This is a genomic window from Stenotrophomonas sp. STEN038 (assembly GCF_056759895.1).
The window spans coordinates 26,722-49,054 of sequence record NZ_JBRRDW010000031.1 but is presented as its reverse complement, the minus strand read 5'-3'; the positions used below and the strand labels follow the sequence as shown (position 1 = coordinate 49,054).

Sequence of the window (22,333 nt, the reverse complement as noted above, 5' to 3'; positions counted from 1 at the left end):
ACGCCCCCATGAACCGCTCTACTTCTCCCGCGGCATCGCGCCGCCCCGCCCTGCTTGATGCGGCCGGCCTGCGCCGTGCGCTGATCGACTCGGTACGCAAGCTGTCGCCGTTGCACCTGCTGCACAACCCGGTGATGGCGGTGGTGATGGTCGGCACCGTGCTGGCGCTGATCGTCACTCTCAGCGGCACTGCGCCGCTGGGCTTCGGCCTGGCCGTTACCGCGATCCTGCTGGTGACGGTGTTGTTCGGCAATTTCGCCGAAGCCGTGGCCGAAGCACGTGGTCGTGGCCAGGCCGCGTCGCTGCGACGTGCCCGTCAGGACCTGGTCGCACGGCGAGTCGCCACGCCGTTGCAGGGTGCTGCCGAAAGCCGTGTGCCGGCTGCCGAGCTGCGCCCGGGTGAGTATGTGATCGTCAGTGCCGGCGAGTTCGTGCCGGCCGATGGCGAGATCGTGCGTGGCCTGGCCACCATCAACGAAGCTGCCGTCACTGGCGAATCGGCACCGGTACTGCGCGAGGCCGACACCGACCGTTCCGGCGTGATCGGCGGCACCAAGGTGCTGTCCGATGAGATCGTGGTACGGGTCAGTGCCGAGCCGGGCCATAGCTTCCTGGACCGCATGATTGCGCTGGTCGAAGGTGCCAACCGGCAGAAGACGCCGAACGAAATCGCGCTGACCCTGTTGCTGGCGGCAATGTCGCTGACCTTCCTGGTGGTGGTGGCAACGCTGCCGGCGATTGCAGGCTTTGTCGGCGTCAGCGTGGATCCGCTACTGCTGATCGCCCTGCTGGTGTGTCTGATCCCGACCACCATCGGCGGCCTGCTGCCAGCCATCGGCATCGCCGGCATGAACCGTGCGCTGTCAGCCAATGTGCTGGCCAAATCCGGCAAGGCCGTGGAAGTAGCCGGCGACGTCGACGTGCTGTTGCTGGACAAGACCGGCACCATCACCTACGGCGACCGTCAGGCCACCCACTTCCATCCGCTGGCCGGCATCGACGCCGCACAGCTGCGCGAAGCCTCGCTGCTGTCCTCACTCGCCGACCCGACTCCGGAAGGCAAATCCATCGTGCGTCTGTCCCGCGAGCAGGGTTGCACCACCGCCGAGCCGGAAAAAGCGGAGTACCTGTCCTTCACCGCACAAACCCGCATGTCCGGCGTCGACCTGGACAACGGTCGCAGCATCCGCAAGGGCGCCGCCGATGCCATCACCGCGCATGTACTGGCGCTGGGTGGAACGGTGCCGAACGAGCTGCAGGCGCGGGTCGACCAGGTTGCCCGTGGCGGTGCCACCCCGCTGGTGGTCAGCGAAGGCCGGCATGTGCTCGGCGTGGTGGAACTCGCCGACGTGGTCAAGCACGGTATGCGCGAAAAGTTCGCCCAGCTGCGGGCAATGGGCATCCGCACGGTGATGATCACCGGTGACAATCCGCTCACCGCTGCCGCCATTGCCGCCGAAGCCGGTGTTGATGACTACATCGCGCAGGCACGGCCGGAAGACAAACTGGCACGTATCCGCGCCGAGCAGGCCGGTGGCCGACTGGTGGCAATGGTCGGCGACGGCACCAACGACGCGCCGGCACTGGCCCAGGCCGATATTGGTCTGGCGATGAACTCCGGTACGCAGGCGGCCAAGGAGGCCGGCAACATGGTCGATCTGGACTCGGATCCGGCCAAGCTGCTGGCAGTGGTGGAAGTCGGCAAGCAACAGCTGATCACCCGGGGCGCGCTGACGACCTTCTCGCTGGCCAATGACGTCTCCAAGTACTTCGCGATCCTGCCAGCACTGTTCGCCGCCAGCATTCCGTCGATGGCAGCCTTGAATGTGATGCAGCTGTCGAGCCCGCGCAATGCGGTGCTGGCGGCGCTGATCTTCAATGCCTTGGTGATCCCGGCCCTGATTCCGCTGGCCCTACGTGGCGTGCGCTTCCGTCCGGCCACCGCCACCGCACTGCTGCGGCGGAACATGCTGGTGTACGGCCTCGGCGGCGTGTTGCTGCCATTTGCGGCCATCAAGGCCATCGACCTCCTGCTTGCTCTGGTATTTGGCGCATGAACACCTCCAACACTTCCTCCCGTCGTTCCGGCAACCCGCTGTGGCGGCCGGCCATTGGTCTGTCCCTGTTCGGCCTGCTCGGCACCGGCCTGGTCTATGCGGTGCTGGCGACCGGCATCTCCGGTTCGCTGTTTCCGGCGCAGGCTGACGGCAGCCTGATCCGCGATGCCGACGGACAGGTGCGTGGCTCGCTGTATCTGGCGCAGCCGTTCACTGGCGATGGCTACTTCCAGACGCGTCCTTCGGCTGCCAACTACGATCCGATGGCCGCGGCCGGCAGCAACATGGCGCGCAGCAATCCAGACCTGGTCAAGCGCGTCAGCGAAGCCACTGCTGCCGCCGCAGCGCGCGAGAAGATTGATCCGGCCACCGTGCCGGGCGATCTGGTCACGCAGTCGGCCAGCGGCTTGGACCCGGAACTGTCACCGGCTGCCGTACAGGTGCAGGTGGCACGCGTAGCCGCTGCACGTGGTTTGCCGCTGGCACAGGTGCAGGCACTGGTTGATGCACAGCTGCAGGACCGCCAATGGGGCGTGTTCGGCCAGCCACGCATCAACGTGATTGCCCTCAACCGGGCCTTGGATCAGGCCGCGCATGCGCCGTGATGTCGGCCGCACCAGCAACAGCGCACAATCGTGGCCATGAACGACTCCCGTAGCCGCCAGGCCGATGCCTTGGCCGAGGCCCTGCAACGCGATGCCGGTGGCAAGCTGACCGTCTTCCTCGGCGCCGCACCGGGCGTGGGCAAGACCTTCAGCATGCTCACCCGCGCCCAGGAACAGCTGCGGCGCGGTGTGGATGTGGCGGCGGCCGTGGTTGAAACCCACGGCCGCAACGACACCGCCGCCCTGCTCGATGGCCTGCCGCGCATCGCGATGAGCACGCTGGAGTATCACGGCCATCAGCTGCAGGAGATGGACCTGGATGCGGTGCTGGCCCGCAAGCCGGTACTGGTGCTGGTCGATGAGCTGGCCCATCGCAACGCTCCCGGTAGTCGTCACGAACGTCGCTGGCAGGATGTGATGGAGCTGCTCGATGCCGGTATCGACGTGTGGACCACGATCAACATCCAGCATCTGGAAAGCCTCAACGATGTGGTGATGCGTATCACCGGCGTGCGCGTCAGCGAGACCGTGCCCGACGTGGTGTTCGACCGCCTGCACGACATCGTGCTGGTCGACCTGCCGCCGCGCGAGCTGATCGAACGCCTGCAGCAAGGCAAGGTCTACGTACCGGAACAGGCGGCGCAGGCACTGCAGGCGTTCTTCTCGCCGGCCAACCTCACTGCCTTGCGGGAACTGGCGATGCAGGAAGCCGCCGACCGCGTCGACAGCAGCCTGCGCGAGACCCGCGCCGCACGCGGCGAAGGCAACCTTCCGCTGCGGCGACGGGTGGTGGTCGCCATCGATGGCGGCGGCCAGAGCGAGTATCTGGTGCGGGTGGCGCGGCGTATTGCCGAGCGCCGCGATGCGCCATGGACGGTGGTGACCGTGCAGCACCGGCGCCACGACGAAGCCACCCGCCGCGAGATCGATGATGCATTCGCACTGGCACGGCGACTGGGCGGTGATGCCGAGCTGCTGCATGGGCCGGGCATTGCCGATGCGCTGCTCGACTACGCCGCGCACAACGCGGTGTCGTCGCTGGTGCTGGGCCGTACCCGCGAACGACCATTGGCACGGTTGTTCAACCAGACCCTGACCCAGCAGTTGATCCAACGCGGCGCGCACTACGAGATCACCATCATCAGCCCCCCGCAGGCGCGCGCCAATGCACGTCGCTTCGGTTTGTCGCTGGCCCCGGACAGTTGGGGCAAGGATGCGATGACGGCGGTGCTGGCCACCGCTGGTGCCTGCCTCGCCGCATGGCTGGGCGAGCACTGGATAGGCCTGAGCGACCTTGCGATGGTGTTCATCGTCGCGGTGGTGCTGGTGGCCGCGCGCACCCGCATGAGTGCAGCGGTGCTGGCGGCGACGCTGTGCTTCCTTGCCTACAATTTCTTCTTCATCGCACCACGCTTCACCTTTGCGATCAGCGCGCGGCAAGGCGTGATCACCGTCTTTCTGTTCCTCGCCGCCGCATTAGTCGCAGGCCGCCTGGCATCACGCCTGCGCATGCAGGTGGTGGCACTGCGCGCGGCCAATCGCCATGCCAATGTGCGGCAGACGCTGGGCCGGCAACTGGTTGGTGCCACAGATAACGCGCAGGTCGCGCATGCCGGCCGCGTGGCACTGGAACAGGCGCTGGATGCACCGGCCTGGGTGCGACTGGTCGAGGACATCAGCACCAGTGGCACGGCTGCACCGGGTGACACCGATCTGGCTGCCGCCGATTGGGCGCTGCGCCATGGACAGCCGGCCGGCCGCTTCACCGATACGCTGGCCGGTGCCGGCTGGTGGTTCCTGCCGCTGCTTGACGGCGAAGCGCACGCAATAGGCGTGGCAGGCCTGCGCTTTGACCATCAGCATCCACGGCTGGCCCCGGAACAGCGCCAGCTGGTGGAAGCGATGGCCGACGACATCGCCCAGGCGGCCCTGCGCACACGGCTGGTGGCCGATCTGGAAACCGCCCATCTGCACAACGAAACCGAGCGTCTGCGCTCGGCCCTGTTGTCCTCGGTGTCGCACGACCTGCGCTCACCGCTGGCGGCGATGATCGGCTCGGCCGACAGCCTGTCCAACTACGCCGATGCGATGGATGCCAGCGACCGCCGCGCCCTGCTCGACACCATCGTGGTCGAGGGCGAACGTCTGGACCGCTACATCCAGAACCTGCTCGACATGACCCGGCTCGGCCACGACGGGCTGAAGCTCAACCGTGACTGGATCGGCGTGGACGAGCTGATCGGCTCGGCCGCACGCCGCCTGCAGCGCTACCAACCGGACGTACGCCTGCAGCTGGATATCCCAGCGGACATGGCACCGATCTGGGTGCACCCGGCGCTGGTCGAGCAGGCGGTATTTAATGTGATGGAGAACGCCGCCAAGTTCTCGCCACCGGGCGTGCCGGTGGAGGTGCGCGCGCGACAGCAGGCCAACGAGCTGCGTATCGAGGTGATCGACGCCGGCCCCGGCATCCCCGATGCCGAGCGCTCGCGCATCTTCGACATGTTCTACAGCGTGGAGCGCGGTGATCGCGGCCGCCAAGGCACGGGTCTGGGCCTGACCATCTGCCAGGGCATGATCGGCGCCCATGGCGGCAGCGTCGAAGCGCTGCCGGGACGCGACGGACGCGGTACGCTGATACGCATGACCCTGCCCCTGCTCCAGCCACACCCCGAGAGCCCGCGCGATGACGGCTGAGACGCCGGCCATTCCGCCGCCGCGCGTGCTGGTGGTCGATGACGAAGTGCAGATCCGGCGCTTTCTGGATATTTCATTGCGCGCGCAGGGTTATGCGGTCAGCCAGGCCGCCAACGGCGCCGAAGGCCTGCAGCGGCTGGCCGAGGATGGCGCCGATCTGGTGGTGCTGGATATCGGCCTACCCGACATGGAAGGCCACGACGTACTGGCAGAGCTGCGGCAATGGAGCCAGGTGCCGGTGATCATGCTCAGTGTGCGCGCCGGTGAAGCCGAAAAGGTCCGCGCCTTGGACAACGGCGCCAACGACTACGTGACCAAGCCGTTCGGCACCCAGGAGTTGATGGCGCGGGTGCGTGCGCTGCTGCGCAGCCGCAGCACCGACAGCGAAGGCCAGGTGCCGGTGTTCGATGACGGCCGCCTGCATATCGACCTGTCGCGCCGCGATGTGCGCGTGGATGGCGAGGCGATTGCATTGACCCGCAAGGAGTACGCGTTGCTGGCGTTGTTGCTGCGCAATGCCGGACGGGTAGTGACCCAGCCACAGATCCTGCAGGAAATCTGGGGACCAACGCACCGGCACGACACGCATTACCTGCGCATCCTGGTGGGACGGTTGCGGCACAAGCTGGGCGATTCGGCACTGGAGTCGCGCTATCTGTTTACCGAGCCGGGGGTTGGTTTGCGGTTTGGTGGGGCGTGAGCGGCACAGCTTGTAGGAGCGGCGTCAGCCGCGAAGCGGGTGAAACAACCGCCGCCAAGCAATCGGCGATTGCAGCCACCCTGAAGCTGAAGGTGCATTGGCTTCGCGGCTGACGCCGCTCCCACAAAAGCAAAAACGAAGAAAGGCCGCCCACGCAGCGCGCGGACGGCCTTTCGTGCAACGGCATCAATCGATCAGAAACCCAGTTCGGTCCCCGCCGGCAACACCTGCAGCAACTGCTCGCGGAACACGCCCTTGATCCGCTCCAGCGCCACTTCGTCATTGGCCTCGAAGCGCAGCACCAGCACCGGCGTGGTGTTGGAGGCGCGCACCAGACCCCAGCCATCGCTGAAGTCGGCCCGCAGGCCGTCGATCGTCGAGATGCGCGCGCCTGCGAACGGCGAGTCCTCCACCTGCGCTGCGGCCACGATCAAGGCCACCTGCGCATGCTGGGTACCTTCTTCCACTGCCACCTTCAGCTCCGGCGTGGACACCGCATCCGGCAGCTCGTTCAATACCTCGGACGGTTCTTCATCACGCTGCGCAAGAATCTCCAACAGGCGCGCCGCTGCATACAGACCATCATCAAAGCCGTACCAGCGCTCCTTGAAGAAGAAGTGGCCGCTCATCTCACCGGCCAGCTCTGCATCGGTCTCGCGCATCTTGGCCTTGACCAGTGAATGCCCGGTCTTCCACATCATCGGACTGCCACCATTGCGCAGAATGTAATCCGACAACTTGCCCGTGCACTTCACGTCGTAAATGACCATCGCGCCGGGGTTGCGGGCCAGCACATCGGCGGCGAACAGCATCAGCAGGCGGTCGGCGAAGATGATCTTGCCGTCCTTGGTAACCACGCCCAGGCGGTCGCCATCACCATCGAAGGCCACACCGAGGTCCGCGTCGAAACGCTTGACCATCTGCACCAGGTCTTCGAGGTTGTGCGGGTCACTGGGATCCGGGTGGTGGTTGGGGAAGTCGCCATCCACCTCGCAGTACAGTGGAATCACCTCGGCACCAATGGCTTCCAGCAACTGCGGCGCCACCGCGCCGGCCACGCCGTTGCCGGCATCGGCAACGATCTTGAGCGGGCGGTCCAGCTGCACATCGTCGGCAATGCGCTGCACGTAGTCGTTGATGACCTCGCGCTGCTGCAGGCTGCCTTCGCTATCGGCATGCTGCAGGCGGCCTTCCTGGATGCGCTTGTACAAGTCGGTGATGGCGTCGCCGGACAGCGTCTCGCCACCGATGACGATCTTGAAGCCGTTGTAGTCCGGCGGGTTGTGGCTGCCGGTGACCGCCACGCAGCTGCCAGCGCGCAGGTGATAGCTGGCGAAGTACACCACCGGCGTCGGGGCCATGCCGATATCGATCACATCGCAACCGGCGCGGCGCAGGCCGGTGATCAAGGCATCGGCAAGTTCCGGTCCGGACAGACGACCGTCACGGCCCACCACCACATCGCGCAGGCCCTGCGCCTGCATTTCGCTGCCGATGGCCTGACCAATGAGCGTGGCGACATTGGCATTCAACTCGGCACCAAGCACGCCGCGGATGTCGTAGGCACGGAAGATGACCGGCAGGACCGCGTCAGCGCCCGGCTCGACGCGCGCCGGCGGCGCATCATCCGCGCGCGCAGTGGCCGCGACCGGCAGCGGCTGCGGGTCCTGCTCCAGCGCTTCCTGCAGGGTCGGGCCGCCATCGTCGGCCTGTACGGTGTTCTTGCGCAGGACAGGTAGATTCGCCAAACGCTTGCGGCCCAGCAGCAACAGCAACGCGATGGCCAACAACGACAACGCCACGATGGCGCTGGTCACCACCCCAAGACCCATCAAGCCAGTGCTGGCATCCGGCAATTCGGCCACAACGCGCAGGCCGGTGTCCCCCACCGGGCGCGCCAGTACATCGGCACTGTTACCCAGATCGGTGGCGCCCTTCTGGACGATGGTGAAACTGCCCTGGCGCAGCCCGAGGAAGGCACTGCTCGGCGAATCGATGCCATCAAACACGGAGGTCAGCCGGGTCAACGGCTGACGGATGTAGATCACCGCCGGTTTGCCCTGCAACAGCACCGGTGCGGCCAGGCCCAGCCTCGGGCTGCCGCCATCGCGGACCACCAGCGCTACCGGCTGGCCGGTGGCCATGGCCTGTTCCAGCAGTGCCAGCCGCGAGTAGCCAAACGCCGCCGGGTCGGTATAAGCCTCGGCCAGGCTGGCGTCGAGAACCTGCGCGTCTTCCACGCCGGTCCACTTGTCACGTACCGCCAAAGCGACGGCGGCGGCATCGCCGCTGGCCAGCGCAACTTTCACTGGCTCCAGCGCCAGCTGCTTGCCGAACTGCGCGGTCTGGGCGGCCAATGCCTGCTGCACGCCGGTCACGGCCTGATCGCGGGATTGCTCAAGCCCGGCACTGGTACCGGACTGCATCCATTGATCTACCGCGCTCCAGCCGAACCAGCCGGCCAACAGCAGCAGCAGTACCGCCAGCAGTGGCGTTGATCGACCCAGCGCAGGACGTGGCCGCCCGCTCTCGTTCCCTTGGCTCATCGTGCGTTCCCCCTGTCAGCGCACCCCGGTGTGGCCGAATCCACCCGTTCCACGTGCACTGTCGATGAAAGTATCTACTACCTGCAACGTCACCCGTGCAATCGGCATCACCACCAACTGCGCGATCCGATCGCCCGGTTCGATGGTGAAGGCGTCGCGTCCGCGGTTCCACACACTGATCAACAGTGGCCCTTGGTAATCGGCATCGATCAGGCCCGTGCCATTTCCCAACACGATGCCGTGGCGGTGGCCCAGCCCGGAGCGCGGCAGAACCACCGCGCACAGGCCAGGATCGGCGATATGGATCGCGATGCCGCTGGGCAGCAGGGCCGCATCACCGGGCTCCAGCGTCAGCGGGGCTTCAGTCGCCGCGCGCAGGTCCATGCCGGCGCTGGCCTCGGTGGCGTAGGCCGGCAGTGGCCAGCTGTCGCCGAAGCGCGGGTCCAGCAATTTCACCTGCAAGGGCTGCAGTCCATTACTCATGCGTCCAACCTCTCGGCAATCAAATCCAGTAATTGTTCGGCCAGCTGGGTCTTGGCGGTGCCCGGGAACTCGCGCAGGCCGCCATTCCAGTAGGCCACGGCCGCGTTCTGGTCACTCTCGAAGCCATTGCCGGCGATGCCGACCTGGTTGGCGATGATCAGGTCCAGGTGCTTGTCGGCCAGCTTGCCGCGCGCGTACTTCTCCACATCGTGAGTTTCGGCGGCAAAGCCCACCACCAGCTTCAAGGCCTGCTCCTGCACGGCCACTTCGGCCAGGATGTCGGCGGTGCGCACCAGTTCCAGCGTCAGCGTCTGGGTGCCGGCGGTCTTTTTCAGCTTCTGCGGCGAGACCTGGCGCGGCGTGTAATCGGCCACGGCGGCCGCGCCAATGTAGATATCGGCCGGCAAGGCACCGAGTACGGCCTCACGCATCTGCGCGGCCGAGCGCACATCGATGCGCTGCACACCGGCCGGCGTGGCCAGCTGTACCGGTCCGCTGACCAGCACCACCTGCGCGCCCTGACGGGCGGCGGCGGCGGCCAGGGCATAGCCCATCTTGCCGCTGGAGCGGTTGCCGACGTAGCGCACCGGGTCCAGATCTTCATAGGTAGGACCGGCGCTGATCAGCACACGCATGCCGTTCAGGCGGCTTGGCTTGGCCGCTGCCTGCGGTGCCACATTGCCGGCAAGCGCAGCAATGATGGTCGCTGCCTCGCTAACCCGACCCGGGCCGGATTCGCCTTCGGCCAGCGGGCCGTCTTCCGGCCCGATCACCTGCACGCCGCGCTCGCACAGCACTGCCATGTTGGCCTGGGTGGCCGGGTGCAGCCACATGCGATGGTTCATTGCCGGGCACACGGTCAGCGGCGCGGTAGTGGCCAGGCATAGCGTGGTCACCAGATCGTCGGCATTGCCGTGCGCCAACCGCGCCAGCAGGTCGGCCGTGGCCGGGGCGATGATGATGCGGTCGGCCCAGCGCGCCAGTTCGATATGACCCATGGCCTGCTCGGCAGCACTGTCCCACAGCGTGGTGCGGGTGGGATGGCCGGACAGCGCCTGGAAGCTCAGCGGGGTGACGAACTGCTGCGCACCAGCCGTCATCGCCACCTGCACGGTGGCGCCGGCATCACGCAGCCTACGCACCAGCTCCAGCGACTTGTATGCAGCGATGCCGCCGCCGACGCATAGCAGCAGCTTCTGTCCTTCCAAGGGGCGGGAAGTGGGGGAAACGCTGGTCACGGATGGGGATTCCTAGGTACAGAAGAAGGGTTAGCTTAACCGAAGGCTTTGTTACGCCTGATCCAGTTTTTGGCAAATGGCGGTGAATCTGCCACTCATGCATATCCGTGATTGGCCCAGCGCTGAACGCCCGCGCGAAAAATTATTGGCACGTGGTGCGGCCGCACTTTCCGATGCGGAACTGCTGGCGATTTTCCTCGGTTCGGGCCTGCGCGGGCGTGATGCGGTGCAGACCGCGCGCGAACTGTTGCAGGCGTACGGCCCATTGCGGGCGCTGTTGGACCGCAGCGCCCCGCAACTGGCCAAACTGCCCGGACTGGGCCCGGCGCGTGCCTGCCAGCTCAGCGCCGCGCTGGAACTGGGCCGGCGCCATCTGGCCGCCGGGCTGGAGCGCGGCGATGCACTGACCGACCCGGCCGCCGCCGGCCGCTACTTCGCCCAGCGCCTGCGCCACCGGCCGCAGGAGGTGTTCGCCGTGCTGTTCATGGACAATCGCCATCGTGCCTTGGCCTTTGAAGAGTTATCCACAGGAACGGTAGACAGCGCCGAGGTGCATCCGCGTGAAGTCGTCCGCCAAGCCTTGGCACACAACGCTGCGGCGGTAATCGTCGGGCACAACCACCCGTCCGGGAACCCTGAACCGTCGGCGGCAGACCGCGCCATCACCACGCGGCTGCAGCAGGCCTTGGCGCTGGTGGATATCCGCCTGCTCGACCACTTCGTGATCGGTGACGGCACGCCGGTGTCGCTGGCCGCGCGGGGCTGGGTCTGAACCGCTCAGCCTGAACCACCCTCCGCCTACCCCGGCCCCCAAAACCGCCTAGTCGGGCACCGGGATCCCCTTGACCGCTGGCCGACGCGGTTTTTCCGTTTTTTTGACATTGCTGACCCCAGCTGGCGTGCCGCGGGCGGCCTTGCCGCAGGTCAGGTAAAATGGTCAGTTCCGCGCTTCAAGCAGAATAGTCACGTGAAAGCCCAACTCCGCGCCCTCATCGGCCAAGGCATCGAAGCCTTGCGCGCCAACGGCACTTTGCCTGCCGACACCCTGCCGCCGGATTTCGTGGTCGAGCGACCCAAGACCCGCGAACACGGTGATTTCGCCACCAACGCCGCCATGCTGCTGGCCAAGGCCGCGCGCAGCAATCCGCGCGCCGTCGCGCAGGCGTTGGTTGACGCGTTGCCGGCCAGCGACGACATCGTCAATGTCGAGATCGCTGGCCCTGGCTTCATCAACTTCAAACTCTCGCCGGTGGCCTACCAGCGCGAAGTGGTCAGCGTGCTGAAGGAAGCCGAAGACTACGGCCGCAACCTGAGTGGCAATGGCCGCAGCGTCGGTGTCGAATACGTGTCGGCCAACCCGACCGGCCCGCTGCATGTCGGCCACGGCCGCGCCGGTGTGATCGGCGATTGCATTGCGCGCGTACTGGAAGTCAACGGCTGGAACGCCAAGCGCGAGTTCTATTACAACGACGCAGGCGTGCAGATCGAAAACCTGGCCAAGTCGGTGCAGGCGCGTGCGCGTGGCTTCAAGCCGGGCGACGCGCAGTGGCCGGCCGAAGCCTATAACGGTGAATACATCGGCGACGTGGCCAAGGCCTACCTGCTCGGTGAGACGGTGGACCTGGAAGGCAGCCAGATCGTCGGTGCCAAGGATGCCGAGAACCTGGAGGAAGTCCGCCGTTTCGCCGTTGCCTACCTGCGCAACGAGCAGAACCTGGACCTGGCCGCATTCGGCGTGGATTTCGACATCTACTTCCTGGAAAGCTCGCTGTACAAGGACGGCAAGGTTGCCGAAACCGTGCAGCAGCTGATCAGCTCCGGCCACACCTACGAGGAAGGCGGCGCGTTGTGGCTGCGCTCCACCGATTTTGGTGACGACAAGGACCGCGTGATGCGCAAGTCCGACGGCACCTTCACCTACTTCCTGCCAGACGTGGCCTACCACCTGAGCAAGTGGCAGCGCGGTTACGAACGTGCCATCACCGAACTGGGCGCCGACCACCACGGCTCGCTGGCGCGCGTGCGCGCCGGCCTGCAGGCACTGAACCTGGGCATTCCCAAGGGCTGGCCGGAATACGTGCTGCACCAGATGGTGACGGTGATGCGCGGCGGTGAGGAAGTGAAGCTGTCCAAGCGTGCCGGCAGCTACCTGACCCTGCGCGACCTGATCGAGGAAGTGGGCAGCGATGCGGTGCGTTGGTTCCTGATCGCGCGCAAGCCCGACTCGCAGTTGACCTTCGACATCGACCTGGCCCGCCAGCAGAGCAGCGACAACCCGGTGTTCTACGTGCAGTACGCGCATGCCCGCGTCTGCTCGCTGCTGCGCCAGGCGCAGGAGAAGGGCCTGGACTACAAGCAGGCCGAAGGCCTGGCTGCACTGTCGCGGCTCGGCGACGACGCCTCGCTGGAACTGATGAACGAAATCTCGCGCTACCCGGAAGTGGTGGAAGCGGCCGGCATCGCGCTGGAACCGCACCAGATCGCGCAGTACCTGCGTGAATTGGCACACGCTTTCCACACGTGGTATCACGGCACCCCCGTGCTGGTGGATGATGCAGTCGAGCGCAACGCCAAGCTCACCTTGGCCAGCGCCGCACGGCAGACCCTGGCCAATGGCCTGAGCATCCTGGGCGTCAGTGCCCCGGAAAAGATGTAAACACCTGGAGACGCAGTAGACATGGCAGCACGACGCGGCAAAACCCAAGCCCGGCGCAACAACGACAATGGCACGCCCGGCTGGGTGTGGCTGGTTGCCGGCGTGGCGATTGCGGCGGTGGTGTTCCTGGCGGCGCCGAACCTGTTCAAGAAGGACGGCGACGGTTTCCTGCGCGTAGGCCCGCAACCCAACCCGGACGCACAGCCGGCACCGGTCGCTGACGCCGACGTCGACGCCGGGGTGGAATCGAACAAGCCAGCCACGCCTGCCGGTGCCAAGCCGGAGGAAAAGCCAGCCACCCAGTACGACTTCTACACCCTGCTGCCAGGCACCGAAGTACAAATGTCCGACGCCGAGTTGGCAGCAAGTGCCAAGGCCGAGGAACAGCGTCGTGCAGCTGCTGCACGCGCGACTGCGGCCGCAACGCCGGCCACCCCGCCGACCGATGCCCAGCGTGCGCAGGCTGCGCTGGAAGGGCGTCCGTTGCCGGCACCGGTGAGCGAGACCACCCGCCAGCCGGCACCGATCAGCGAAACCGCTGCGCGCCCGACGCAGGTTGCCAGCGTTGCTCCGGCAGCTACGGCCACGGCTCCCAAGCCGGCGCCTGCCACGGCAACTCCTGCTCCGGCAGCGACGGTTGCAACTGCCGCCCCGGCAGCAGCGACCGAGAACGTGCGCTACATCCTGCAGGCGGGTGCATTTGGTGCTTCGGGTGATGCCGAATCGACCAAGGCCAAACTGGCGATGATGGGTTTGGCGGCGCGCGTGGAATCGGCACAGATCAACGGCAACACCGTGTACCGCGTGCGCATGGGCCCGTATGGCACCGCCAGCGAACTGGCAGAAGCCAAGGCCAAGCTCAACGGCACTGGCTTGCAGGCCATGGCGATCAAGGCGCAGTGAAGTCGCCTACGGCGGCTTCACCCCAAAGTTTGTGAAACAAACTTTGGGCCCCGTGCCCGTTACATCCAAAACCCTGCGCCTGTCGGCGCGCCCCCTTGACTCAAGGAGGCTATTGGGGCGGACAGATCGCTAGTGGAACTTCAGGAGTATTTGAGCCCCGATATCGGTTGATGTCGGGGTTTTTGTTTGTGCCGTTGCAGTCCTGGTACGTGCAGCGCACCTGAGGCTTTGAGTGCGCGTTTGCTCGATAGTTGGTTCCCTTTGCGCCGTTGATTTCCCTGCAAAGAGCACCCCTCCCCAACCCTCCCCTGCGCCTGCGGCGCAAGGGAGGGAGCTGATTGTGCGATCGGTCAGGTCGCGGCGACGCAAAGCGAAGCCGCGCGGTGCCCCCTCCCTTGCGCCGCAGGCGCAGGGGAGGGTTGGGGAGGGGAGCTTTGGCTTTGAGCTTTGAGCTTTGAGCTTTAGCTTTAGCTTTAGCTTTAGCCCTTCTCCCGCCTGCGGGAGAAGGGTTGGGATGAGGGCAGCTTTGGCTTTGCAGTTGTCTTGGCTTTTGACGTTGGTCACCGCTTTTCACCCCCGGCCATACTCCCAGCCGCCCCACAGTGCGAAAATCAACATCCCCCGCCCCAAGGATTCCGCAATGTCCAAGACCGCCCTGATCACCGGCGCCACCTCTGGCTTCGGCGCCGCCGCTGTCCGCCGCTTTGCTGCGGCCGGCTGGAAAGTGATCGCCACCGGTCGTCGTGCCGAGCGCCTGCAGCCGCTGGTTGAAGAATTCGGCGCCGACAAGATCCACGCCGCCGCCTTCGACATCCGCGATGCCGCCGCAATGGAGGCCGCACTCGCCGCGTTGCCGCCGGCCTTCCGCGACATCGACCTGCTGGTCAACAACGCCGGCCTCGCCCAAGGCACCGCTGCGGCCCAGCACGCCAGCCTGGAAGACTGGCGCACCATGATCGACACCAACATCACCGCGCTGGTGACCCTCACCCATCACCTGCTGCCGAAGCTGGTAGAGCGCCGTGGCGCGATCATCAACATCAGCTCCACCGCCGCGCTCTACCCGTATCCGGGCGGCAATGCCTATGGCGGCACCAAGGCCTTCGTCAGCCAGTTCTCGCTGGGCCTGCGCTCGGACCTGCACGGCACTGGCGTACGCGTGACCGCGATCGAACCGGGCATGGCCGAAACCGAATTCACCCTGGTGCGTACGCACGGCAACCAGGCCGCATCCGATCAGCTGTACGGCGGCGCCAGCCCGATGACTGCCGAAGACATCGCCGAGCAGATCTTCTGGGTGGCGACGCTGCCCGAACACCTCAACGTCAATCGCATCGAGTTGATGCCGGTAAGTCAGTCGTTTGCGGGCTTCCAGGTCGCACGCAACGCCTGATCGCACGAAGCGCAGCCTTTGGCTGCGCCTTCGCGGAGACTCAGTCCAGCCAGCCGTCACGCTCGCTGTGCAGGATGCGGCCATCGATGCCGCTCATGCGGACTTCAACACGCTGGTTGCGGGCATTGCGTGCTTCCAGCTTCCAGGTGGCGCCATCGCGCTCCAGCGAGTGGATCTCGCGCAGGCCTGCGGCGCCAGCCCGGGCCAGGATCTGCTCGCTGCCCAGCAGGGCGCGGCCGTCGTGCTCGTCGAAGATCTCACCGGTCGCCGGGTCCACCCACACCTCGGCGAAGCGGCCATCAGCGCGTGCGACATCGGCTTCCCACAGGCCGTCGTCCTTCTCGATCTCGTGGATATGGGTGTAGCCGGCGGCACGCAGCTTCTGCTCGACCTCGGCCATGCCCAGCGACTTGGTCTGTGCATGGGCGCTGGTGCTCAATGCCGCGGCAATGGCGGCGGTGGCGAACAATGACTTCAACATGGGGGAGTTCCTTGAGTGCTGCCGGATCAGCCCGGCCCGGACAGTCTCCGCCGCCTGTCTAACAGCACCCTAGCCAGCGCTGTTAGTCGATTGTTAGCCAGGCGCGCTATCAATAACGCATGTTTTCCTACCGCACCCTTGTCGCCCTCGCTGGCCTGTCCTTGCTGACGGCAGGCACGCCGCTGGCCATCGCCCACGGCCAGGACGCCGCACAGCAGACCGCGCGCCAGGCCTTGAAGCAGGGCCGCTACGTGCCGCTGGAAAACATCGTGCGCGACGCGCTGAAGCGACATCCGGGCAAGCTGCTGGAAGTGGAACTCGACGACGGCATCTACGAAGTGGAAATCCTGCGTGCAGACGGCGTGGTCATCGAGCTCGACTATGATGCCCGCAGCGGCGCCCTGCTGAAGACCGAACTGGACGATTGATGCGGATCCTGTTGGCCGAAGATGACCTTGAACTGGCCAGCCGCCTGCAACCCTTGCTGGAGCAGGCCGGCTACGTGGTCAGCCACGTCAGCGACGGCCGTGAAGCCGAGGAACTCGGCCAGATCGAGGAACTGCAGGCAGCCATCGTCGACCTTGGCCTGCCGGGACTGGATGGGCTCAGCGTGATCGAGCGCTGGCGTGGCAATGGCCGCGACTTCCCGGTGCTGGTGCTGACCGCGCGCGGGCGCTGGCACGACAAGCTGGCCGGCTTCGATGCCGGTGCCGATGACTACCTGACCAAACCCTTCCAGGCCGATGAGCTGATCCTGCGGCTGCGGGCGCTGATCCGCCGCAGCAATGGCCACGCCAGCGCGCAGCTGAGCTGTGGGCCGTTGCAGCTGGAGATCAATGCCGGGCGCTTCCTGCTGGAAGGACAGCCGCTGTCACTGAGTCCACAGGAATTCCGCCTGCTCAGCTATTTCATCCACCATCCCGGCAGCGTCGTCAGCCGCGAGCGGCTGGGCGAGCAGGTCTTCGACGGTGGCCATGATCCCGATTCCAATGCGCTGGATGTACTGTTGGGACGGCTGCGGCGCAAGCTTGGCGTGGACATGATCCAGACCGTACGTGGCCAGGGTTGGCGCTTGGTCGCGCCTGCATGAAGGCGCTTTCGCTGCGCGCGCGCCTGCTGCTTGCCGGCGGTCTCGGCCTGGTGTTGGTATCGGTGCTGGCCGGTGTACTGCTGGGGCGCTTGTTCGAACAGGCCGCGCGCGACAACCTGGACACGCAGCTGGAGCAGGACCTGCTGACCGTACTGGCACAGGCCGAGATCGATGCCAGCGGCAAGCTCGCACTGCGCCAGGAACCCAACGATGCGCGCTTCCAACGCGTGTTCTCCGGCGCGTACTGGCAGATCGCCGCAACCGATGGGCAAGTGCTGCTGCAATCACGCTCTTTGTGGGACGAGAGCCTGCTCCCACCTATTCCAAAGGTTCCCACCCAGGCAAGCGGCGTGGATTTCAGCGGCCCACTGCAGCAGCCCTTGCGAGGTCTGACCCAACAGGTGCGTTTGCCGCGCAGCCAAGCACCATTGCAAGTCACCGTCGCCAGCGACCGCAGCCAGTTGGATGCTGATGTCGCCCGCTTCCGCCAGCGTTCGGCGCTGGCGATGGCGGTGTTGATCGCTGCGTGGCTGGCGGTGCTGGTCAGCCAGGTGCAGTTCGGCCTGCGTCCGTTACACGCGCTCGGCAAACGTGTCGAGCAGGTGCGCCACGGCGATACCGCACAGATCAGCAGCGAGGGGCTGGGGCGCGAAGTAGCGCCGCTGGCCGATGAACTCAATGCCCTGCTGGCCCACCACCAGCGTATGGTCAGCCGTGCGCGCAGCAGCGCGCAGGATCTGGCGCATGCGCTCAAGACACCGCTGAGCGTGTTGCATGCCGAAGCCGATGGCAGCGGCGAGCACTGGCGACAAACCCTGCGCGAGCAAAGCCGGCGCATGCAGGCAAGCATTGATCGCTACCTGGCCGCTGGCATGGCCGCGGACCGGCATCAACGCAGCGCAGTCGCGCCAGTCGCGCAATCGCTGTGCCGACTGATGCAGCGTGTTCACGGCGAGCGCAACATCCGTTTCGTCGCCGACGATATCGATGCGCAGCTGTGCTTTGCCGGCGCGGCAGCCGATCTCGAGGAAATGCTCGGCAATCTGCTCGACAACGCTGGCCGCTGGGCGGCGCATGAAGTGCGTATCCAGGCGCGTGCAGACAATCAGCAGGTACTGATCGACATCATCGACGACGGCCCGGGCTTGGCCGAGGAAGCGCTGCAACAGGTGCTGCAACGTGGCGTACGTCTGGACGAGCGTGATGGCAGCAGCGGGCTTGGACTGGCGATAGTCGGCGACATTGTCGACAGCTATGGCGGCAGCTTGACCCTGCGCAATACCGGCAGCGGGCTGTGCGCCAGCCTGCAGCTGCCACGGACCTGAGCGCACATCGAATCAATCCGCCAAAGAAAACGCCGCGCAGGCAAGCCGGCGCGGCGTTCGCTGTTTCCCTGCATGGGCTGTTGGATCAGCCCAGCGGTTCGTCCGACAGGTAGGTATAACCGGTCAGGCCCGCTTCCAGCGCGGCATCCAGTTCTGCGGCGCGCTCTGCCGACAAATCAGCAGCAGCCACGCGCTCACGGTAGGCCGTGCGCAGGTCGGCCAGGCTGTAGCCGACGTAGTCCAGCATCACGTCGGTGGTGTCACCGCGACGCTGCTGGGTGATCACGTAGCCGTCGTCTTCCACCACTACTTCCACGGCATCGGTATCGCCGAACAGGTTGTGGATATCGCCGAGGATTTCCTGGTAGGCACCGACCAGGAAGAAGCCGATGCGGTAACTCTCGCCATGGCGAACGGCGTGCAGTGGCAGCGAGCTGTCCAGGCTTTCGTTCTCGACGTAGGTCTTGACCATGCCATCGGAATCGCAGGTCATGTCGGCGATCACGCCGCGACGCTCGGGGCGCTCGTTCAAGCGCTCGATCGGCACGATCGGGAACACCTGGTCGATCGCCCATGCATCCGGGATCGATTCGAACACGCTGAAGTTGACGAAGTACTTGTCGACCAGGCGGTCGTTCAATTCGTCCAGCGCCGGGCGATGGCTCTTTTCGTCATAGCTCAGGCGTGCACGCACGCCGTTGGCGATGGCGTAGAACAGGTCGTCGATGCGCGCACGCTGCGGCAGGTCGATCTGGCCCAGTGCATAGGCGCTCAAGCCTTCGGCATGGAAATGCTGGGCTTCCTGGAACAGTTCCACCGCCGGGCGCTGGTCGAGTTCCTCGTGGATCTCGCGCAGGTGACGGATCGCCGCCGGCTCGTCGTCATGCGCTTCGGGCACGCGGCCTTCGGCTGCCTGCTCCACTTCCGACACGTTGGCGATCAGCACGGCGTGGTGCGCGGTCATTGCGCGGCCGCACTCGGTGATGATGCGTGGCGGGGTCAGGCCATGCGCTTCGCAGGCCTCGGCCAGCGGCTGCACGATGTTGCTGGCGTAGGCGTTCAGGCCGTAGTTGATCGAGCAATAGCTGCGCGAACGGGTGCCCTCGTAGTCGATGCCCAGCCCGCCGCCGACATCGACGTGGCTGATTTTGGCACCCAGCTGCGACAGCTCGACGAAGTAACGGGTGGCCTCGCGCATGCCGTTGGCGATGTCGCGGACGTTGCTGATCTGGCTGCCCATGTGGAAATGCAGCAGGTTCAGGCAATCGGCGTACTCGGTGTCACGCAGGGCCTTCCACAGGTCCAGCAGCTGGCGCGGGGACAAGCCGAACTTGGCCTTGTCGCCGCCGCTGTTCTGCCACTTGCCGGCGCCCAGCGAGGCCAGGCGCATGCGCACGCCGAGGCCAGGCATCACGTCCAGCGCCTTGGATTCCTCCAGCACCAGCTTCAGCTCGGACGGCTTCTCGATGACGATATAGGTCTGCAGGCCGAGCTTGCGGCCGATCAGGGCCAGGCGGATGTACTCGCGGTCCTTGTAGCCGTTGCAGACGATCAGTCCGCCCGGCCGGCTCAGCGCCAGCACTGCCATCAGCTCCGGCTTGGAGCCGGCTTCCAGGCCGAAGCCCTCGCCGTGGTGGCTGGCCAGGGTGCCGGCCACGCCACGGTGCTGGTTCACCTTGATCGGGTAGACCGCGGTATAGCCGCCGGCGTAGTCCCAGTCGGACTGGGCCTGGGCGAACGCCGCCTGCAGCTTGCCCAGGCGCTGGCCGAGGATGTCCGGGAAACGCACCAGCAACGGCAGTTTGGCGCCGGCGGCACGCGCCGAATCGACAACCTGCGGCAACGACACCGCCGCGCCTTCGGCGCCAACGGGACGGACCACCAGGTGGCCTGCGGTATCGACGTCGAAATACCCGTCGGACCAGTGCGGAATCGAATAGGTCTTGCGGGCCTGTTCGAGGGACCAATCGCTCATCGGCGTAGCAACTCTCAGCTGTGGATAAATAAGGACGCGCATTCTAACGCTAGCGGGGCAAGGGTCCGTTACAATCCGCGCCCGCGCCTTTCCCCCAGCCTGACTGACCAGCCTGACTGAATCGGGGTTCAGGACCAGATTACGGGTGAAACCCTGCTGTGGCAGGCTCACCGCTGCCCTCATCCGCCCCTTTGGGGGCACCTTCTCCCGCCCGCGGGAGAAGGGAAAAGTCCATTGCACCCAGGAATCATCATGACCTCCAACGAAAACTGGTTCATCGAACACTTCCAGCCGACCGGTTCGGCTATTGGTTTCCGCATCACCGGCAAGCTGGACGAGGTGCAGTCGCCGTTCCAGAAGATCGAGATCTACGACAGCACCGACTGGGGCAAGTTGATGGTCATCGACGGCGCCATGATGCTGACCACCAAGGACAACTTCTTCTACCACGAGATGATCAGCCACCCGGTGCTGTTCACCCACCCGGCGCCCAAGCGCGTGGTCATCATCGGCGGCGGCGATTGCGGCACCCTGCGCGAGGTGCTCAAGCACCCGGGCGTGGAAAGCGCCACCCAGTGCGACATCGACGAGCAGGTCACCCGCATGGCCGAGAAGTACTTCCCGGAACTGTGCGAATCCAACGGTGACGCCCGCGCCGAGCTGCTGTTCGACGACGGCGTGGCCTACATGGCCAACTGCGCCCCGGGCAGCGTGGATGTGGTGATCGTCGACTCCACCGACCCGGTTGGTCCGGCCGAAGGCCTGTTCAACAAGGCCTTCTTCGAAAGCTGCTTCCGCGCCCTGAAGGACGACGGCCTGCTGGTGCAGCAGAGCGAGTCGCCGCTGGCCCTGCTGGAACTGATCAAGGACATGCGTTCGGAAATGGGCAAGGCCGGCTTCCAGTCGTTCAAGACCCTGCCGTTCCCGCAGCCGTGCTATCCGACCGGCTGGTGGTCGGTGACCGTGGCCAGCAAGCAGGCCGGCTTCGGTTTCGGCTTCCGCGAGGCCGATTCGGCCGCCAAACCGTTCGACACCCTGTACTACACCGCCCCGCTGCACACCGGCGTGCTGGTCAGCCCGCCGTTCGTGGCCAAGGCGCTGGGCGAATAAGCCCGCTGCCAGCGCCGTGAACCGAGCCCCGCGCCCGCAACGGTGCGGGGTTTTTCGTTTTCCGGCCAGGACGCAGACAGGCGGGCTTTCATCATTCACATGGCCGCAACAATCCTTTCCGGCTCCTGACTCCTACATTTTTTTTACATTCAGCAATTCATGGACTGTGCAGTTTTATAATTGCCGCACATCCCCGCCCACCAGGGCACGTTAGACCGGCTTTGCAAGACGCTTTCCGCGCCATGCCCGCGTCAGGAAGGTTTTGATGAACACATTGCCCAATTTCGACGGCGAACACGCGGTTGTTCCCGCCCACCATCTGCTCAAGCGTGGCGAACGCCTGCTGGAGCCTGACGTCTACCGCACCGAACTGGACGGCCGCCCGGCCGTGGTCAAGGACTACCGCCGCTATCAGGGCACGCCGCTATCGCCGGTGGCGCGCCTGCTGGTCCGCCGCGAAGCCAAGGTGCTCAAGCGCCTGCAGGGTTGGAAGCACGCTCCGGCGCTGCTGGGCACCCTTGGCGGTCTGGCGTTGGGCATGGAGTTCATCCCCGGCGACACCTTGAGTGCCGGCGTGCAGGGCGTCACCCAGGAAGTCTTCGACCAGCTGCAGAACGCGCTGGCACGCCTGCATGCGGCCGGCATCACCCATAACGACCTGCACGGCACCAATGTGGTGGTCAGCGCCGGCGTGCCGGTGCTGCTGGACTTCACCTCGGCACTGCGCTCACCACGCTGGTTCCGGAACTGGCCGATCTCGCGCCAGCTGCGCCGCAGTGACATGAAGAACCTGGTGAAGATGCGCCAGCGCCTGACCGGACAGCAACCTTCCGCCGAACAGGCTGCAGCGCTGGCTGAGCCGGGCTGGGTGCAGGCGGTACGTAATGCGTGGAAGCGGCTTTATCGGTGGATCAAAGGCTAAAACCTACCCCTCCCCAACCCTCCCCTTGGCTGCGCCAAAGGGAGGGGGCAGAGCGCTTGGCTCCCTCCCTTGCGCAGAGCGCAGGGGAGGGCTGGGGAGGGGTGCTCTAAAGCTCTAAAGCTTCAAATCCCCAAATCCCCAAAACCCAAAAC

The 22,333-nt window shown here is 65.7% G+C and carries 18 protein-coding genes; 13 read left to right on the top strand and 5 right to left on the bottom strand.

Annotated features, from left to right (window positions below; genetic code table 11):
- Window positions 1–8 precede the first annotated feature (8 nt).
- The 4 genes from kdpB to ACVOLS_RS13655 are packed head-to-tail and all read left to right on the top strand — an operon-like array spanning window position 9 to window position 6,059.
- Complete coding sequence (gene kdpB, locus ACVOLS_RS13670) at window positions 9–2,057, top strand: potassium-transporting ATPase subunit KdpB (protein ID WP_481546041.1); 2,049 nt, start codon at window positions 9–11, stop codon at window positions 2,055–2,057.
- Window positions 2,054–2,662, top strand: coding sequence for a potassium-transporting ATPase subunit KdpC (kdpC, locus tag ACVOLS_RS13665; RefSeq protein ID WP_481546040.1), 609 nt, complete (start codon window positions 2,054–2,056; stop codon window positions 2,660–2,662). Before kdpB ends, kdpC begins: the two co-directional genes overlap by 4 nt.
- Before the next feature lie 36 nt (window positions 2,663–2,698).
- Window positions 2,699–5,359, top strand: a complete 2,661-nt coding sequence (locus ACVOLS_RS13660; RefSeq protein WP_481546039.1) for an ATP-binding protein — start codon at window positions 2,699–2,701, stop codon at window positions 5,357–5,359.
- Window positions 5,349–6,059, top strand: coding sequence for a response regulator transcription factor (locus ACVOLS_RS13655; protein WP_481546038.1), 711 nt, complete (start codon window positions 5,349–5,351; stop codon window positions 6,057–6,059). Before ACVOLS_RS13660 ends, ACVOLS_RS13655 begins: the two co-directional genes overlap by 11 nt.
- A 194-nt stretch (window positions 6,060–6,253) precedes the next feature.
- On the opposite strand, the gene ACVOLS_RS13650 is transcribed toward ACVOLS_RS13655, so the two are convergent.
- Genes ACVOLS_RS13650 through coaBC form a run of 3 tightly spaced genes read right to left on the bottom strand, consistent with a single transcriptional unit; the run spans window position 6,254 to window position 10,326 of the window.
- Window positions 6,254–8,605, bottom strand: a complete 2,352-nt coding sequence (locus ACVOLS_RS13650) for a phosphomannomutase/phosphoglucomutase (protein WP_481546037.1) — start codon at window positions 8,603–8,605, stop codon at window positions 6,254–6,256.
- A 15-nt stretch (window positions 8,606–8,620) separates the two neighbouring features.
- A complete protein-coding gene (gene dut, locus ACVOLS_RS13645) occupies window positions 8,621–9,088 on the bottom strand; it encodes a dUTP diphosphatase (protein ID WP_296253083.1) in 468 nt (155 codons plus the stop codon).
- Window positions 9,085–10,326, bottom strand: coding sequence for a bifunctional phosphopantothenoylcysteine decarboxylase/phosphopantothenate--cysteine ligase CoaBC (gene coaBC / locus ACVOLS_RS13640; protein ID WP_481546036.1), 1,242 nt, complete (start codon window positions 10,324–10,326; stop codon window positions 9,085–9,087). Before coaBC ends, dut begins: the two co-directional genes overlap by 4 nt.
- A 97-nt stretch (window positions 10,327–10,423) precedes the next feature.
- Between coaBC and radC the strand changes: the two genes are divergently transcribed.
- The 4 genes from radC to ACVOLS_RS13620 all read left to right on the top strand — a co-directional run bounded on the left by radC (window position 10,424) and on the right by ACVOLS_RS13620 (window position 15,278).
- Window positions 10,424–11,098 (top strand): RadC family protein, encoded by a 675-nt coding sequence (radC, locus tag ACVOLS_RS13635; RefSeq protein ID WP_481546050.1) that lies wholly within the window; start codon window positions 10,424–10,426, stop codon window positions 11,096–11,098.
- Between the two features lie 195 nt (window positions 11,099–11,293).
- Window positions 11,294–12,982, top strand: coding sequence for an arginine--tRNA ligase (gene argS, locus ACVOLS_RS13630; protein ID WP_481546035.1), 1,689 nt, complete (start codon window positions 11,294–11,296; stop codon window positions 12,980–12,982).
- Window positions 12,983–13,003: 21 nt separating this feature from the next.
- Window positions 13,004–13,885 (top strand): SPOR domain-containing protein, encoded by an 882-nt coding sequence (locus tag ACVOLS_RS13625; RefSeq protein WP_481546034.1) that lies wholly within the window; start codon window positions 13,004–13,006, stop codon window positions 13,883–13,885.
- 640 nt (window positions 13,886–14,525) lie between these two features.
- Entirely contained in the window at window positions 14,526–15,278 is a 753-nt protein-coding gene (locus tag ACVOLS_RS13620) for an SDR family NAD(P)-dependent oxidoreductase (RefSeq protein ID WP_481533093.1), read from the top strand.
- Window positions 15,279–15,318: 40 nt separating this feature from the next.
- On the opposite strand, the gene ACVOLS_RS13615 is transcribed toward ACVOLS_RS13620, so the two are convergent.
- The gene (locus ACVOLS_RS13615) at window positions 15,319–15,759 is read right to left on the bottom strand and encodes a PepSY domain-containing protein (RefSeq protein ID WP_481546033.1); all 441 of its coding nucleotides are present in this window, start codon (window positions 15,757–15,759) and stop codon (window positions 15,319–15,321) included.
- 119 nt (window positions 15,760–15,878) lie between these two features.
- Here ACVOLS_RS13615 and ACVOLS_RS13610 point away from each other — a divergent pair, with 119 nt between their 5' ends.
- The 3 genes from ACVOLS_RS13610 to ACVOLS_RS13600 are packed head-to-tail and all read left to right on the top strand — an operon-like array spanning window position 15,879 to window position 18,174.
- Window positions 15,879–16,187 (top strand): PepSY domain-containing protein, encoded by a 309-nt coding sequence (locus ACVOLS_RS13610; RefSeq protein WP_312370360.1) that lies wholly within the window; start codon window positions 15,879–15,881, stop codon window positions 16,185–16,187.
- Complete coding sequence (locus ACVOLS_RS13605) at window positions 16,187–16,849, top strand: response regulator transcription factor (protein WP_481533096.1); 663 nt, start codon at window positions 16,187–16,189, stop codon at window positions 16,847–16,849. The genes ACVOLS_RS13610 and ACVOLS_RS13605 overlap by 1 nt, the downstream gene beginning before the upstream one ends.
- Window positions 16,846–18,174: a sensor histidine kinase gene (locus ACVOLS_RS13600; RefSeq protein WP_481546032.1), complete on the top strand. Its 1,329-nt coding sequence runs from the start codon at window positions 16,846–16,848 to the stop codon at window positions 18,172–18,174. The genes ACVOLS_RS13605 and ACVOLS_RS13600 overlap by 4 nt, the downstream gene beginning before the upstream one ends.
- Before the next feature lie 85 nt (window positions 18,175–18,259).
- On the opposite strand, the gene speA is transcribed toward ACVOLS_RS13600, so the two are convergent.
- Window positions 18,260–20,149, bottom strand: a complete 1,890-nt coding sequence (gene speA, locus ACVOLS_RS13595) for an arginine decarboxylase (RefSeq protein WP_481546031.1) — start codon at window positions 20,147–20,149, stop codon at window positions 18,260–18,262.
- Between the two features lie 252 nt (window positions 20,150–20,401).
- On the opposite strand from speA, the gene speE reads away from it, so the two are divergent.
- Both speE and ACVOLS_RS13585 read left to right on the top strand, forming a co-directional pair.
- Entirely contained in the window at window positions 20,402–21,259 is an 858-nt protein-coding gene (gene speE, locus ACVOLS_RS13590; protein ID WP_282267936.1) for a polyamine aminopropyltransferase, read from the top strand.
- A gap of 265 nt (window positions 21,260–21,524) precedes the next feature.
- Window positions 21,525–22,181 (top strand): RIO1 family regulatory kinase/ATPase domain-containing protein, encoded by a 657-nt coding sequence (locus ACVOLS_RS13585; RefSeq protein WP_481546030.1) that lies wholly within the window; start codon window positions 21,525–21,527, stop codon window positions 22,179–22,181.
- Window positions 22,182–22,333: the final 152 nt, after the last annotated feature.